Annotated in this window: 18 protein-coding genes; 7 read left to right on the top strand and 11 right to left on the bottom strand. The window is 70.4% G+C overall.

Translation table 11 applies throughout. The features are described 5' to 3' along the window. Positions 1-248: 248 nt before the first annotated feature. On the bottom strand, positions 249-398 hold the full coding sequence (locus BM028_RS18550) for a hypothetical protein (RefSeq protein ID WP_175496067.1): 150 nt from the start codon (positions 396-398) through the stop codon (positions 249-251). Between the two features lie 87 nt (positions 399-485). Between BM028_RS18550 and BM028_RS12185 the strand changes: the two genes are divergently transcribed. Then, complete coding sequence (locus BM028_RS12185; protein WP_092386867.1) at positions 486-803, top strand: hypothetical protein; 318 nt, start codon at positions 486-488, stop codon at positions 801-803. Positions 804-825: 22 nt separating this feature from the next. Here BM028_RS12185 and BM028_RS12180 read toward each other — a convergent pair whose 3' ends face one another. Beyond that, on the bottom strand, positions 826-1,566 hold the full coding sequence (locus BM028_RS12180; RefSeq protein ID WP_139219822.1) for a hypothetical protein: 741 nt from the start codon (positions 1,564-1,566) through the stop codon (positions 826-828). Here BM028_RS12180 and BM028_RS12175 point away from each other — a divergent pair. Continuing rightward, positions 1,565-2,110 (top strand): cysteine hydrolase family protein, encoded by a 546-nt coding sequence (locus BM028_RS12175; protein ID WP_092387290.1) that lies wholly within the window; start codon positions 1,565-1,567, stop codon positions 2,108-2,110. The two genes, BM028_RS12180 and BM028_RS12175, sit on opposite strands and share 2 nt — an antisense overlap. A gap of 8 nt (positions 2,111-2,118) precedes the next feature. Here the strand turns inward: BM028_RS12175 and BM028_RS12170 are convergent, their stop codons facing one another. After that, on the bottom strand, positions 2,119-3,030 hold the full coding sequence (locus BM028_RS12170) for a phosphotransferase (RefSeq protein WP_175496066.1): 912 nt from the start codon (positions 3,028-3,030) through the stop codon (positions 2,119-2,121). A 145-nt stretch (positions 3,031-3,175) separates the two neighbouring features. Here BM028_RS12170 and BM028_RS12165 point away from each other — a divergent pair, with 145 nt between their 5' ends. Next, positions 3,176-3,604 (top strand): hypothetical protein, encoded by a 429-nt coding sequence (locus BM028_RS12165; RefSeq protein ID WP_175473673.1) that lies wholly within the window; start codon positions 3,176-3,178, stop codon positions 3,602-3,604. 59 nt (positions 3,605-3,663) lie between these two features. Here the strand turns inward: BM028_RS12165 and BM028_RS12160 are convergent, their stop codons facing one another. Continuing rightward, positions 3,664-4,746, bottom strand: coding sequence for a hypothetical protein (locus BM028_RS12160; RefSeq protein WP_139219821.1), 1,083 nt, complete (start codon positions 4,744-4,746; stop codon positions 3,664-3,666). 119 nt (positions 4,747-4,865) lie between these two features. Further along, positions 4,866-5,090: a cold-shock protein gene (locus BM028_RS12155; protein ID WP_092387288.1), complete on the bottom strand. Its 225-nt coding sequence runs from the start codon at positions 5,088-5,090 to the stop codon at positions 4,866-4,868. A gap of 465 nt (positions 5,091-5,555) precedes the next feature. Here BM028_RS12155 and BM028_RS12150 point away from each other — a divergent pair, with 465 nt between their 5' ends. Beyond that, the gene (locus BM028_RS12150; protein ID WP_092386858.1) at positions 5,556-5,777 is read left to right on the top strand and encodes a hypothetical protein; all 222 of its coding nucleotides are present in this window, start codon (positions 5,556-5,558) and stop codon (positions 5,775-5,777) included. Positions 5,778-5,830: 53 nt separating this feature from the next. Here BM028_RS12150 and BM028_RS12145 read toward each other — a convergent pair whose 3' ends face one another. Next, positions 5,831-6,049: a hypothetical protein gene (locus BM028_RS12145; RefSeq protein ID WP_092386857.1), complete on the bottom strand. Its 219-nt coding sequence runs from the start codon at positions 6,047-6,049 to the stop codon at positions 5,831-5,833. An 86-nt stretch (positions 6,050-6,135) separates the two neighbouring features. Continuing rightward, positions 6,136-6,540 carry a GNAT family N-acetyltransferase gene (locus BM028_RS12140; protein WP_092386848.1) on the bottom strand — a complete coding sequence of 135 codons (405 nt, stop codon included), beginning with the start codon at positions 6,538-6,540 and terminating at the stop codon, positions 6,136-6,138. Between the two features lie 100 nt (positions 6,541-6,640). Between BM028_RS12140 and BM028_RS12135 the strand changes: the two genes are divergently transcribed. Further along, on the top strand, positions 6,641-7,228 hold the full coding sequence (locus BM028_RS12135; RefSeq protein WP_092386846.1) for a hypothetical protein: 588 nt from the start codon (positions 6,641-6,643) through the stop codon (positions 7,226-7,228). A 123-nt stretch (positions 7,229-7,351) separates the two neighbouring features. On the opposite strand, the gene BM028_RS12130 is transcribed toward BM028_RS12135, so the two are convergent. From BM028_RS12130 to BM028_RS12115, 4 genes are all read right to left on the bottom strand, one after another. Beyond that, entirely contained in the window at positions 7,352-7,882 is a 531-nt protein-coding gene (locus BM028_RS12130) for a glyoxalase superfamily protein (protein ID WP_092386844.1), read from the bottom strand. 252 nt (positions 7,883-8,134) lie between these two features. Beyond that, positions 8,135-9,157, bottom strand: a complete 1,023-nt coding sequence (locus BM028_RS12125; protein WP_092386842.1) for a S66 family peptidase — start codon at positions 9,155-9,157, stop codon at positions 8,135-8,137. A gap of 2 nt (positions 9,158-9,159) precedes the next feature. Further along, positions 9,160-9,459, bottom strand: coding sequence for a hypothetical protein (locus tag BM028_RS12120; RefSeq protein WP_229085629.1), 300 nt, complete (start codon positions 9,457-9,459; stop codon positions 9,160-9,162). 31 nt (positions 9,460-9,490) lie between these two features. Further along, positions 9,491-9,847: an HIT family protein gene (locus BM028_RS12115; protein WP_139219820.1), complete on the bottom strand. Its 357-nt coding sequence runs from the start codon at positions 9,845-9,847 to the stop codon at positions 9,491-9,493. A 114-nt stretch (positions 9,848-9,961) separates the two neighbouring features. Here BM028_RS12115 and BM028_RS12110 point away from each other — a divergent pair, with 114 nt between their 5' ends. Further along, positions 9,962-10,537 carry a DUF308 domain-containing protein gene (locus BM028_RS12110; RefSeq protein WP_139219819.1) on the top strand — a complete coding sequence of 192 codons (576 nt, stop codon included), beginning with the start codon at positions 9,962-9,964 and terminating at the stop codon, positions 10,535-10,537. Next, positions 10,534-11,424, top strand: coding sequence for a universal stress protein (locus BM028_RS12105; RefSeq protein WP_092386830.1), 891 nt, complete (start codon positions 10,534-10,536; stop codon positions 11,422-11,424). Before BM028_RS12110 ends, BM028_RS12105 begins: the two co-directional genes overlap by 4 nt. Positions 11,425-11,432 lie beyond the last annotated feature (8 nt).

Below are 11,432 nucleotides of genomic sequence, written 5' to 3'. Positions count from 1 at the left end.
CGGCGGTCTCCGTACGGCGACGGGGAGTCGGACACCATCCGAATCTAGTCGAGGACCGCGACGAGTTTGGGGGCAGGCAGAGGATGTTTGCTTCCCGCGCCGATCGGCCAGCACTTCGTCGAGGCGCAGCGTGCCGGCTGAGCGCCATGCGATCGGCCAGCGCGTGCCAGCCGTCTCGGAGTCGCCCGAAACCGCTCACGCGGACTGACCGTTAGCCGATCACCTATCGGACGGCGCGGAGCGCCCGTTCAGCGTTTGCGACGAGCAAACAGAACGACAGCAACACCGACGATCACGATGGCAACAATGACGAACAGCCACGGCGGCAGCGAGTTGCCGTCGTTCGGGTTCACCGCCGCCATGGTCGGTGCAGCAGATTCGGCGAGCGTCTGGACCATCCGCCGAGGCTATCAATAAGGGACTACGCACGGCCGATTGAGGATCGTCGACCGGGCGCGCATGGGGATTGGTGGGATCCTTCCGGTATGCAGGCGAACATCCGGCTGGTGACCGTCCGTGGCGAGCAGCAGGGCCGCGATGCGGACCTGGACCATGTGCAACAGTTCGAGGTTGAGACGGACGCTGGCCACAGGTACCTCGTCGTGTGTCAGGGCCCTCCTGTTGGTTCACCGTCGGACTGGGATGTGTCCAGCGCAGGGGATGGTCGCCTGGTGGGTCATGTGCGTCTGCTCGGGGCGGGCGTGCCGGGCGCTACGACCTACCGGTTCAAGAAGGCTGGAGCGCTCTTCGCCGGCGGGAAGCAGATGGACCTCTGGAACGCGGTGCAATCGCTCCTGGAGTGACTTGAGACCGGTAGTCGATCGGCTATCGAACGTCCCGTTCGTCGCTTCGCTGTCGCCACTCGCCGCCAGCGTAGTCAAGCGTGTACAGCCCACTGATCGTGAGTGGAGAGATCGCCAGGAACACGATCATTGAGTCGACGCGGAACAACAGGAGCGCAGCGACACCCAGGAGTACGACCCCTACGAGCACCAACGTCCACAGCGGGAGGCGTCGACCTGATCGCTGAAGAGTCGTCGTGTTGGTGAAGCTATCCGGAGGTGGCCGGTAGAGGAGCGGCGTACGTGCCCCTCTGTGGTCAGAGCCACGAGGGTCGGCCACACTGGTCGGGTGCGTCTCGATACCGTACTGACCCAGGCGGACGTCCCCACCGTCCGAGCTGAGGTTGCTGCGCTCCGGCTCCCGGGACGTCGACTGGCGCGAGGCGTGACCATGCGACGCGACGCGGGTGAACGCCCCTCGCAGTTCCAAGCCCTCGTCGACAAGCGGAATAAGAGCTGGACGTTCGACCAGCAGGGGTATGCGCACCGCGACCGCTACGAGGACGGCGTCCTGCACACCGTTGACGGGTCTTCGGAACGACGACGAGTCGATGCCTCCGCGCCCGCGCTTCGCGCGACTGCAGGAGTGGCCCCGGTTCGAGTACTGAAGCCATGCGCCTGTGGCGGCGACCGGTTGCGGATCAGATGTCGAGACCTTGCTCAGGGCCCGACGCTTGTCCGAACCGTCATCCGGATCGCACATGGGTGACAGGATGCTGGTCATGCCGACCATGAGTGCGCTTCTTGTCATCGATCTGCAGCGGGGCGTGATGAGGGACTGTTTCGACGCGGAGGGTGTGCTCGCGCGGACTGCCCGACTCGTTGATCGTGCCCGAGCAAGCGACGTGCCTGTCGTGTGGGTGCAGGATCACGACGACTTCGCGGAGGGGTCCGCAGACTGGCAACTGGCGGCGCCGCTGGAGCGGCGATCGAACGAGCCACTGGTGAAGAAGGCGTACCGGGACTCGTTCTCGGACACGGACCTCGACGAGGTCCTCGATCGCTTGGGCGTGCGGCATCTCGTCGTCGCGGGTGCGCAGAGCGACTACTGCATCCGGACGACGACCCAGGCCGCGGCCGCGCGGGGCTTCGACGTGACGCTGGTGTCCGATGCACACACGACGACGGACGCAGAGCACGACGGTGTCCGCATCAGTGGTGAGCAGATCGTCGCCCACACGAACATGTACTTCGGCGGGCTCAGGTACCCCGGCCGGCACTACGCCGCAGAGCGACACGACCGAGTGGAATTCGCGCCCGGTCCCTGACGGATCGGCTACCGGATGAGCTCCTGGATCACATCGAGGCCGTCGCGGCAGCGCTGGACGTACCCGGCGTACAGATCCGCACGGTTGTCGAGCGCCCAGCGGGTGACGTCGACGAGGTGCAGAGCGGTCATCATCGCGAGTTCATCCCGCGCCCGGTCCGAGCCGAGGCCGGCGGCTTCGGCGAAGTCGTCGTAGTCCTGCCGATCGACCGATTCGTCGATGAAGCACCACTCGAAGACCCGCCGAGCGTCGGTCCAAGGCGTTGGTCCGGTCTCGGCGCCGCCCCAGTCGATCAGGACGGGCGGTGTCTCCGGGCCGCGTGAGATGAGGTTGCGGGGCGCGAGGTCGCCGTGTGCCAGGCCGTGTTCGTAGGTCCCACGGGCCAGGTGGGTGAACATGCGATCGACGACTGCTCGTTGCTCGTAGGCGCCGTCTTTGAGGAGCACGTCATCCGGCCCGAGGGAAGTGCGGTTGTAGTCGAGGTGCGCGGCCCACGCGGTGTGGAGGTCCTTCCCGAACCGGGAGTAGAGGGACAGCGGGGCGTCGTGCAGGGGCACCCTGCCGACCGTGCGGGCGTAGACGCCGAGCCACGACCACGGCCGCAGGACCGCGCGGTCGTCAGGTGCGACGTAGGTCGACAGCGAGAAGGCGACCCCAGCCTCCACTCCGTGAGCGAGGGGTTCCGCAGTGGCGATGCCCGTTCGGGCCGCAGCGTCCGCCGCCCAGGCCTCGACTGGGAACTCATCGGCGCGGAGCGGATCCACCGGGTACCGGAGAACGACGGGATTGCCTCCTGCGCGTTCGACGCGGAACGTGTGGTTGACCGTGCCGCCCGGGAGCGGTTCGAGACGTGTGGGCGTTCCACCGATGCTCCGCATCACCGCGCTGAGCCAGGCGTCGTCGACCATGGTGGTGTCCACCCTCCCATTGTGATGCGGATGGAGCCCGCAGCTGCGGGCCGACCGGTCGTCCGCCCGCACTCCTCTGGGTGGCGGCTGAGCGCGAGACGGGGACGGCCAGCAAGATGGATCGGACCACGCGAGCGCGGCGGTCGGAGAGGACACCGTGACGAACGACATCAGCGATGCCGGACTGCAGGCAATGATCGACCGAGCCGGGCAGATCACCGCCGACGAGGCAGAGTCGCTCGACATCGCGTGGAAAGCCGACGAGGCGATCCTGCTGCCGGAACCGAGTGCCTCCCTCGCGATCCAGGGAGGCGCTGACGGGCGGATGGTCACGAACGCCGACCTCGTGGCCGCTTGGCAGCACGCGCTCGAGGCCGCTGGCGCAGCGGGACGCGTCGAGGAGATCGAGGCCGCGCAGGAGGCTGGACGCGCGGTGCGACACTCGGAGGCGCACCTCCGGGATCGTGCGGGCGCCGAGGAAGCAGTGCGATCCGCGGTGCTCGCGAGCGGGGTACGCGACCTCGTCTCGGACGACGAGTACGCCACGCTGACGGCCGTCTGGCGCAAGGTGCTCGGAGAGGTCTGACCCGTCGGCTGCTCGCGCTCCACCGAGAGCCTCTCGCCGCCTGGTGTGGAGCCGGCGGATCAGGGGCGAGCGACGCCGCTGAAGTCCGGGGAGCCGTCCGGCGCCGCCGGCACCGGCGTTCCGTCGACGTAGCGCGGCCACGCGAGCGCGCGGGCGCCGTCCGGTCGACGTTCGTAGAGCAGACCGTCGCTGCCCGTGACCGTCAGCGCCGTTTCCTGGGTCGTCCGGGCGTCGTCCGCTCGGGCCGACCGGGCTGCCTCAGCCGGAAGCACCTCATGGTCGACGAGCCGCCCGGATGCCGCTGGAGGGACGGCAGGTCCGGGCACGCTCGTCCACTCGCCGACGGGCGGAACGGCTGCAGCGTGCCGCTCCGAGCCTGACGTCGCCGTGGGCTCCACCACCGGTGGCGTGGTGGAGGCCGCACCGTCCGGCGTCGAGGACGGTCGTGGCCACACGGCTGCGGACGGCGCGGAGGACCCACCCTGGCCCCCGCGGTCGTGGTCACGCGGTCGGAACAGCGCGTTGCTCAGCGGCACGACGACGGTTCCGAGCAGGTCGAGGATGACCACGACCCACACCAGTCGCCAGAACCCGCTGGCGAGGTCGAGGTCGGGAGCGAGGAGGGGCACCGACAGCAGCAGGGCGAGGAGCGCGATCACCCCGACGGTCGCCTTCGCGACGAGCTGCAGCAGCGGGGTCGGGTACCGCCGGTGGATGACGAGGAGCAGGTGCACGTGCAGCAGCGCGAAGCGTGCGACGAACACGATGCCGATCCACTGCATGAACCGTTCGCCGACGAGCCAGATCCCGTCCCCACCGAGCGGGTCGACCGGCACGATCCAGACCTTGGCCAAGCCGGTCACGAGCAAGTACAGCGAGACGACGATGCTCGCGAACGCGAACCTCCCGGACCGCCGCGACGACACGTCGGCGTCGTACCAGGACAGGAGCGCGAACACGACGACCACGACGACGGTCAGCAGGAGTTGCACGGCGACCCGGCCGAAGTCCCCGAGGAGCACCGCGACGATGCCGACCAGGCCAGCAGCGACGACGGCACCGATGATCGTCCGGAACACCAGTGGACGGACTCTCGCCCACCGTGGGTCGATCGTGCCCGTCACCACATCCGTGCTCGCCATGCGCACCCTCCCTCACGTCGATGTCCCCGAACACTAGCGGCGCTCGACCGTCCGCACAGCACCGTGAACGGGGGCCGCTCGGTCCGCGCACGGCCGTCCCTTCGACCATCGGTCAGTGATCAGATGCCCGTGACGCTGTGCGCTCGGAAGAAGTACCCGTCCTGTCCGGCGGGGTAGGGCTCCACCTCGAACCGCACGGCCTGGCCGGGCCGCAGCGAGAGGAAGCCGGGACCATCCAGGACGGAGAAGTGCACGAAGACGTCAGACTCGAGCGCTTCCGAACGAAAGGCACCCCAGCCGTCGTCGTCACTCCACCAAACGCAAACGCCTTCGACGACCTGCACGACCGCAACGTACCGCGTGGAGGCAACCAGCTGGTGAAGGTCAACCACAGCGGGATCATCGGTCGGGGCCGTCCACGCCTGTCGGCGACCAATCGCTGCCCCATCCACTGGCGCGCGGGTCGGCGACCACGCTGTTGGTGGCCTCCGACATCGCCCGCAGCGAAGTGAGGCCTACGGACCCGGCCCGGCTCGAACGGGCAGCCACCCTCGCCGTGCTGCGGGCAGGACGCACCCGTACCGGGTAGATGCGCCTTGGACGGGCTCGCGTGGAGCCTACAGCCGCTCAGCGAGCAGTCGTTCTGGGTCCTGTCGGCGGGCATCTGTGCGAACCGGCGGTCGTCGTGACCGTCGTCGCGCTCCGTGCTCGCCACGCGGGCGAGCGGTAGCGGTCCGCCGAGCAGCTGACTCCAGCACTTTCGACGACCGATCCGCTTGCACGACGACGGAGCGGGTAGCGTCCCCCTGGTGAGCACTCTGTGGATCGGGCTGGCGGCCGTGGTCTGCCTTGCTTGGGGCAGTGTCCTGCTCACCTTCCCCGAGCCGATCGCACGGTTCTCTCGGAAAGTGCAAGGCGAGTTCTGGGGAGGTCAGTTCACCCCGGAGTTGTCGAGGTTCATCGGGTGCGGTTTCGTGCTCGGCGGTGTGGTGGTGGCAGTGTCGCTGCTCGTGCACATCCTTCGTGGTTGAAGGAGCGCCTCTTCGGAGGAGCTCCCACCGAGCCAGGTCGGTCGTCCGAGCAGTCAGCTGTCGAGTGCGATGACCCACGGGATCAGCAGGAGGCCCGCGACGATCAGCACGCCGATACCGGACCAGAACCACGGAGAACTGGTCCCGCGCTCGGCTCTCGCTCGGCCGATCCCATCTCTGCGAATGGCGATCACAGCCGCGCGCCCGATCAGCCCGAGCCCCGCCAGCGCTATGACCATGATGCCCCACCACGTCCACCACGAGAACTCCACAAGACGAGCATGCCGGATGAGCCCTGGTCCTGATCGCGACGCGAGCAACTGGGTTCTCCTCGACGACCGACGACCGAGACGCCGGATCAGCGCAGGTGCACGAGTCCAGCGCGCGTCGGGAGGAAGCCGCAGGCCCCCTCGTAGAACGGCACCATGTCCTCGCCGTAGTCGACGAACAACCACTCGCAGCCGGCAGCGCGGACCGCTTCCACCGCGAAGCGGACGACCGCGGTCCCGAGGCCCTGGTGCTGACGAGACGGATGCGTCTTCGTGTCGATGAGGAACGCGTGGTCGGCACCGTCCCACGCGACGTTCACGAATCCGACCAGGGCCCCGTGCGTGTCCCGGGCCGCGACCCAGCCGAGCGAGTGCGGGCGGACCCGATCCCACCAACCGGGCTCGGGCGTCCCTCCGTGCGCCGCGGTGAGGTCCACGAGCTCCTCGTCGCCGATGATCGAGCGCCAGGTCAGGGTCACGTCCAGGTGGTGCATCGTCCCAAGCTCCCACGAGGGAGTCGGCTGCACCAGGGGCGTCAGCACGGACCGGCGTCCGACCGACCACTCCCGGAGCGGCCGTGCGAGGATCGGAGCCGTGGGGGGAACGAGAGTGTTGCCAGCGGACGCGCCCGAGGTCGCAGAACTCGAAGCGCAGGGGTGGAGCGTCACCGCCCGGTCGTTCGGCGCCCAGCTCGACGCCGACCGGATCGACCGGCAGCGGCTGCAGGCGCTCGTGGACCGCACCGCCGACATCGGGACGACGCGGCCGCTCGGTCCCGACGACGTCGACGCGGTCCTGCGGCTCGACGCGCTGACGGCCCACGACTACCCCAGCGGCGTCGCGACCCAGCACGAGCCGCTCGACCGCGGGGCAGCGACCCCGACGACGTCGAGGCCCGCGTTCGGCACGGTCACGCCGGCCGGCGAACTCGTCGCGATGACGTTCGTCGACACGGACGGGCCCCACGCGGAGACCCGCTTCACGGTCGTGCACCCCGGCCTGCGCGGCCGCGGGCTCGGACAGACGGTCAAGGCTGCGTCGGTGCTCGCGTTGGCGGACGCGGGCACCACCCGGTTCCGCACCGGCGGTTCCGCGGAGAACACCGCGATCACAGCGGCGAACGCCGCCCTCGGCTACGTCCGCGACGAGGAGTGGGTGACGCTCGAGCCGCGCCCTCGGTGAGGACGTGCGCACCGTCGGACGGGAGGCGCGGGTCGGGCCCGCGCCGCGCCTCCCGTCCGTCAGACCAGCCGCTGGGCGATGCTGCCGACCGGTCCGTCGAGCACGGCCTCGTCCTGGTGCAGCTCAGCTCCGCGACGACGCGTTCGGTTCCCAGAACTGGAGCCGGTTGCCGAACGGGTCGATGACGAGCATCGTCCGTCCCCAATCGTCGGAGTCCAGGCCGGGCCGGGACCGCGGGTGCCGCTGCGCGAGCAGGACGTCCCGGTAGGCGGCGACGTCGTCGACGACGAGCATGACGGCCCCTCCCGGTGTGGCGTCACCGTGGTGCTCGGTCAGGTGCAGCACCTTGCCGTCGAGCGACACCTGCGCGTACACGGGGAGGTCCGGTTCGAACCGGTGTTGCCATTCCCACTCGAACCCGAGGTAGTCGCAGTAGAAGGCTCGGGCGACCGCGTGGTCGAACACCCGCAACACCGGGATGACCCTCGGCGCGCTGCGCTGCTCCGAGTCTTGCCGGTGGTGCAACGCGGCCAGGGTGTTCCAGTCACGGAGGCCTGCTGCGTGGGCGGCTGCCTCGAGCACCTTCGAGTGCGGGATGTCAGTGCCGGTGCTGAGCTCGCGGGCGAGTCGCTTGGCTTCTTCGATCGTGATCACGATGTTCCAATCGCGCGATGGGGCCTGGTTCCTGCGTTGCCAGGGATCGCGGAAGGATCGAGATCGACCGGAAGAGGATCGTTCGTCGGTGTTCACCGGATGCAGGGGCTGGCCACCGGAGCCGACGTCAGCCTACCTCCGGGCGTGCTACCGGTCGAGGGTCGCTGAGCGCACGGCGCTCCGGTCGTCCGGTCGGCGTGCGCACCGACGGACGGGAGGCGCGGGTCGGGCCCGCACCGCGCCTCCCGTCCGTCAGACCAGCCGCTGGGTGATGCTGCCGACCGGTCCGTCGAGCACGACGTCGGCGAGCGCGCCGTTCACCAGCGGCATCTGCGGCGGCTGGTGGCCGGTGTCGAAGTCGAGCACCACGGGGATGCCGAGGTCGCCGAGTGCGTGCCGCACGGCCTCGTCCTGGTCCAGCTGGGGCACCGCCGCTCCCTCGGTGCGCCCGATGAGGACGCCGTTCGCGTCGTCGAACCAGCCGGCGAGCCGCAGCGACGTGAGCATCCGCAACGCGGTGACCGCGTTCGACTCCGCGACCTCGAGGTACACGATCGTGCCCTCCGGCGCGTCCCGCCGGGCGAAGCCGGGGACGTCGCCGTAGGGGGTGCCGGCGAGCAGTGACACGGTCTCGAGGCACCCGCCGATGAGGCGTCCGCGGATCGCGACCTGGGACGCGCCGTCGAGGGCGCGCCAGCGGGTCGGGGTGTCGTAGGCGCCGTCGCGGTCGAGGACCTCGTCGACCCACGCACCCCACGGGCGGCTGCGACGACGCGGGGCACTGCGCTGCTCGACCGTGCCGCCGGTTGGGAGCGCTGCGACCTCGGTCCACCTGGCGAACTCGGTGGGGAGCTCGTACGGCTCGTCCATCAGGTTCGCACCGTGCAGGGTCGCGAGGCCCGTCATCGTCGTGAGCGGGAGGAGCAGGGTCGAGATGTCCGACCAGCCGGCGAACCAGGCGCGCGAGGCGGCGAGGGCGTGCCAGTCGACCGACCCGACGAGTTCGATCGCGAGCTCACCACCCCACGGCGGGAGGACGACGTCGGCGCTCCGGAACGCGTCGTGCAGGTCGGCGACGCGTTCGGTGACGCTGGCCGGGACGAGCCCCGGTGTGGTGGCGTGCGGCCGCACGTGCACGCTGAGTCCGCGAGCCGTCAGGGCGTCCGCACCGTCCTGCAGTCGGCCGTGCAGGTGCTCGGGGACGCCCATCGACGGTGCGGGGACCTCGACGCGCCCGCCGGCGACCAGGGGCCTCGGGTAGGTGATGCCCGCCATGCTCAGGCGGGGGCCATCCGACCGGCGCCGACCGGCAGCGGTCCGGCGCGGTACACGAGCGACACGTCGGTCGCGGTCACGGTCCTGGTGGCTGCGCCGAAGCGCCACACGCGGTTGTAGAGGTAGACGCCGATCTCCGTGCCGCCGTCGTCCGGGACCGCCCACGTGCCGGTCCCCCACTGCGCCGGGTGCCCGACGCCGTCGATCGTCACGGTCGGTCGGGCGAACCAGGTGAGCATCGGGCGGGTGATCTCGAGTTCCACGCGACGCTTGGTCGTGCCGGACGGCTGTGTCGTTTCCACCGTCGCAGGATACGGGGCCGCCGCGTGCGACTCAGCCGTCGCGCATGTGCGCCGCGATCGCCGCGCGGTCGGCGGGGTCGAGCGGCGCCACCGGGTACCGGCTCGTGTCCTCGCGGAACTCGTACCCGTCCCCGGAGGCGCGCAGAGTGACGTGCAGGTGTGCGTGGGGGACGCCCTGGTCGGCCACGGAGCCGTTCGACATCACCAGGTTCGTCCCCTCGACGGCCGCGCCGAGCACCTGGCGCAGTGCACGGTCGGCGCGCTGGGCGACGAGGGCGAGCTCGGTGACCTCGCGGGTGTCGAGCGCGGCGAGGTCGCCGCGGACGACGACCTCGAAGGAGTCGGCCGCGAGGGCGGCGCAGAAGTCGCAGTCGTGGTCGTCGGTCATGTCCTCGACCGTACCGGGACGGATCGTGGTCGCCGGTTCCCGGACCGGCACACCGTCGAGGGGTGTAGGCCAGGAAGCACCTTGCAGGGAAGGTCGGTGGACGCCGTGGACGCCATGTCAGGAAACCGTGCTCCGCACCGACGGTTGCGGACGGCCGTCGCGGTCCTCGGCGCCGTCGCGCTCGCAGCGGGGATCGCTGCCCTGCTGCTCCCGCACGCGACGCTCGTCGCCGTGGTCTGGGTGTTCGGCATCTACCTCGTCGTCGCCGGGGGCACGCTCCTCGTTCGCGCCGTCCCGGGCGGGGCGCCGGTCTGGCGACGCATCGCACTCGTCGTCGTCGGCGTGCTCATCGTCGTCGCGGGCGTCTTCGCCATCGTGCACCCGCCCGTCGGCGCTCGGTGGCTGGCCTTCGCCATCGGGTTCGCGTGGCTGCTCGAGGGCATCACCCTGCTCTACGCGCCGGACACCGGCCACCGAGCGCTCACGGTCGTCGCGGCCGCACTGAGCTTCGTGAGCGGACTCGTCCTCATCACGCTGCCGGCACTCGGCGCGGTGTTCGTCGTCGCGGTGGTCGGCGGCGTCCTCATCGTCTCCGGCATCGTCCAGCTCGTCATCGCCTTCACGTGGGGGAACATCCCCGGCACGAGGAACACCGAGAACACCGGGAACACAGGGAGCACGGGCACATGAGCACAGCAGCCATCGGACGCATCGTCGTCGGGTACGACGGATCGGAGCCGGCCGACGCCGCGCTCGAGCGCAGCCTCGGCCTCGCCGCACGACTCGGCAGCCCGGTCGAGGTCGTGACGTCCTGGCGGTGGCCGATCACCTGGAGCACCCTGCCGGTCGCGAACAGCTGGTCACCGCTGCACGACGCCGAGGAGATCCGGCAGCAGGCCGTCGACCTCGTCGAGCGACACGGCCCGCTCCCCGTCGAGGTCACGACCCGCTCGGCGGAGGGCGGTACGCCGGAGGTGCTCCTCGACGCCGCGTCCGACGCCGGGCTGCTCGTCGTCGGCAGCCGCGGACGCGGGGGGTTCCGGGGGTTGCTGCTCGGTTCGGTGAGCGCTGCCTGCATCCAGCACGCGACGTGCCCCGTGCTCGTGGACCGGGGGCGAGCGGCGACCGGGACGGACGACGGCGGTGCGCCCGGTGCCGGCGGGGCCGTCGTGGTGGGCGTCGACGGCTCCCCCGAGTCCGGGCGCGCCCTGCGGTTCGCGATCACCCTGGCCCGCGGCCTCGGGCTCCCCGTCCGGACGATCACGACGTGGCAGTGGCCGGAGGCCCTCAACCGCGACGAACCCCCGTTCGACCACTGGTCCCCCGAGCAGGACGCCCTCGCGACCGCCTCCCCCGCGCTCGAGGCCGCCGAGGACCTCATCGACGACGACGTCGACGTCACGTCCGACCTCGTCGAGGGCCGCCCCGCCGAGGTCCTGCTCGACGCGAGCCGCGACGCCGCACTCCTCGTGCTCGGCAGTCGTGGCCTCGGTGGGTTCCGCGGGCTGCTCGTCGGCTCGGTCACCCAGGAGTGCGCACAGCACGCGTCCTGCCCGGTGGTGGTCCACCGTTCGTGACGGACCCC

This window comes from Curtobacterium sp. YR515 (assembly GCF_900113095.1).
GTDB lineage: Bacteria > Actinomycetota > Actinomycetes > Actinomycetales > Microbacteriaceae > Curtobacterium.
The sequence above is the reverse complement of the archived record's forward strand: the minus strand, read 5'-3'. Positions and strand labels throughout refer to the sequence as shown.

Coding starts and splice junctions, on each gene's coding strand:
- BM028_RS12110 (WP_139219819.1), top strand. CDS start 9,962: ATGTCAGGAAACCGTGCTCCGCACCGACGGTTGCGGACGGCCGTCGCG.
- BM028_RS18550 (WP_175496067.1), bottom strand. CDS start 398: ATGGTCCAGACGCTCGCCGAATCTGCTGCACCGACCATGGCGGCGGTG.
- BM028_RS12160 (WP_139219821.1), bottom strand. CDS start 4,746: ATGGCGAGCACGGATGTGGTGACGGGCACGATCGACCCACGGTGGGCG.
- BM028_RS12105 (WP_092386830.1), top strand. CDS start 10,534: ATGAGCACAGCAGCCATCGGACGCATCGTCGTCGGGTACGACGGATCG.
- BM028_RS12115 (WP_139219820.1), bottom strand. CDS start 9,847: ATGACCGACGACCACGACTGCGACTTCTGCGCCGCCCTCGCGGCCGAC.
- BM028_RS12180 (WP_139219822.1), bottom strand. CDS start 1,566: ATGACCAGCATCCTGTCACCCATGTGCGATCCGGATGACGGTTCGGAC.
- BM028_RS12140 (WP_092386848.1), bottom strand. CDS start 6,540: ATGCACCACCTGGACGTGACCCTGACCTGGCGCTCGATCATCGGCGAC.
- BM028_RS12125 (WP_092386842.1), bottom strand. CDS start 9,157: ATGGCGGGCATCACCTACCCGAGGCCCCTGGTCGCCGGCGGGCGCGTC.
- BM028_RS12185 (WP_092386867.1), top strand. CDS start 486: ATGCAGGCGAACATCCGGCTGGTGACCGTCCGTGGCGAGCAGCAGGGC.
- BM028_RS12175 (WP_092387290.1), top strand. CDS start 1,565: ATGCCGACCATGAGTGCGCTTCTTGTCATCGATCTGCAGCGGGGCGTG.